The sequence below is a fragment of the Salsipaludibacter albus genome, from assembly GCF_019798055.1.
GTDB lineage: Bacteria > Actinomycetota > Nitriliruptoria > Nitriliruptorales > Nitriliruptoraceae > Salsipaludibacter > Salsipaludibacter albus.
In genome coordinates this window covers 1-1,514 of the sequence record NZ_JAHOPH010000069.1, presented here as the reverse complement: position 1 = coordinate 1,514, position 1,514 = coordinate 1, and the positions used below count along the sequence as shown (strand labels likewise).

General features: G+C 68.5%; 1 pseudogene. It reads right to left on the bottom strand.

What is annotated here, in order from left to right:
• Nucleotides 1–24: 24 nt before the first annotated feature.
• Nucleotides 25–1,252: pseudogene (locus KR546_RS19995) on the bottom strand (IS110 family RNA-guided transposase).
• Nucleotides 1,253–1,514: the final 262 nt, after the last annotated feature.

Genomic DNA, 1,514 nt, shown 5'->3' with positions numbered 1-1,514 from the left:
CTGGACGTTCCGAGTTGCCCTGTGTCAAGCTGCGGTGGTGAGGTGGGCTTTCGCGTTGCCGTGGCGGGTGGGGTCGTAGGCGGTGTGGTCTTGCCAGCAGCGCCAGATGACGCGGAGCCAGGCACGGGCGAGGATACGCACGGCGTGTTGGTGGGATTTGTGCATCGCGCGGTGGCGGTCGTAGATCGCTGCTGCCCAGGGTGAGCCGTGACGCGACCCGTCGGCGAAGTCCATCACCGCGGCACGTAGCTTCTTGTCGCAGGCCCATCGGAACGTGACGACGTGGCGTCGGCCGGATTGGCGGGTCGAGGGGCAGGCACCGGCGAGTGCGGCAAGGGATGCTTCAGTGGGGAACCGGCCGCGGGCGTCACCGATCTCGGCCAACAGCTTGGTGGCCCGCACGACCTTGACCCGTGGCAGCGACGTGAAGATGTGGGCGTCGGGGTGGTCAGCGAGCTGGTCAGCCAGGTCGCGTTCGAGCACGTCGATCTGTTCACGGATGGCCTGGATCGCTGCGACGTAGGCCAAGGTGGTCCGCCCGGCGGTGTCACCGGCAGCGCCGCCGTGGCCGGCCGGGGCCGCGTCGAGCCGGTCCATGAACGTTTCGGGGCTGGTGCCACCGGAGTAGTGGCGGCCGGCCAGCCACGTCGCGAACCGCTTGACCGACAACCAGGCGGCCTTGTCCACGGTCGGGAACCGGGTCAGAAACGCCAGGCTGATCAGCGAGTCCAGATCAGTGAACAGCCCCACCGCGCCCCGGAAACACGATCTGGAGGTGGGCCCGCAGCTGGTTGCACAACGCCACCCTGTGGGCGACCAGATCGGTGCGCGCCCGCACCGTGGCCCGCAACGCCGAAGTCTGCGGGCTGTCGGGCTCGAGCGCGACCAACCGGCCAGGATCGGTCCGCACCGTGTCGGCCAACACGAACGCGTCGAACCGGTCGTCCTTGTTGCCCGCTGACCCATACCGGGACCGCAAATTCTTGACCTGCCGCGGCGTGATCACCACGACCTCCACATCGGCGCCCAACAGCGCCTCCACGACCGGCCCGTCAGGCCGCTCGATCCCGACCCGCCCGACGCCGTAGCGGCCAAGCTGGCCCACCAGTCGGCGGATCCCGGCAGCATCCATGGTCGTGGTCGACCTATGGACCACCTCACCGCCCGGATCGACGATGCACAATTCGTTGGTGTCGGTGGCCCAGTCGATCCCGCCGACCGGCAGGCCGGGCCCGGACATGTCATCCTGCATGAGTGTCTCCTCGCTGCTGCAACAGTGGGGATGCACCCGGTGGTGCTGGGACGTGCTCGTCGGTCGCTCACTGATCGGCGCTCGCGGCGCTCAGCCCTGTTGCCGCTTGGCACGTCTCGGACCACCGGACCTCGCACAACTCGGAACGGCCCTCGAAGGGCAAGCGCAGCCGGCGATGGCCCGGTGGACACCAAGGGCGCATCAGCAGTCAACCTGCTGATACCCCCCAAGGTTGCCCAGTGAGCGCAGCGAGGAACTCCAA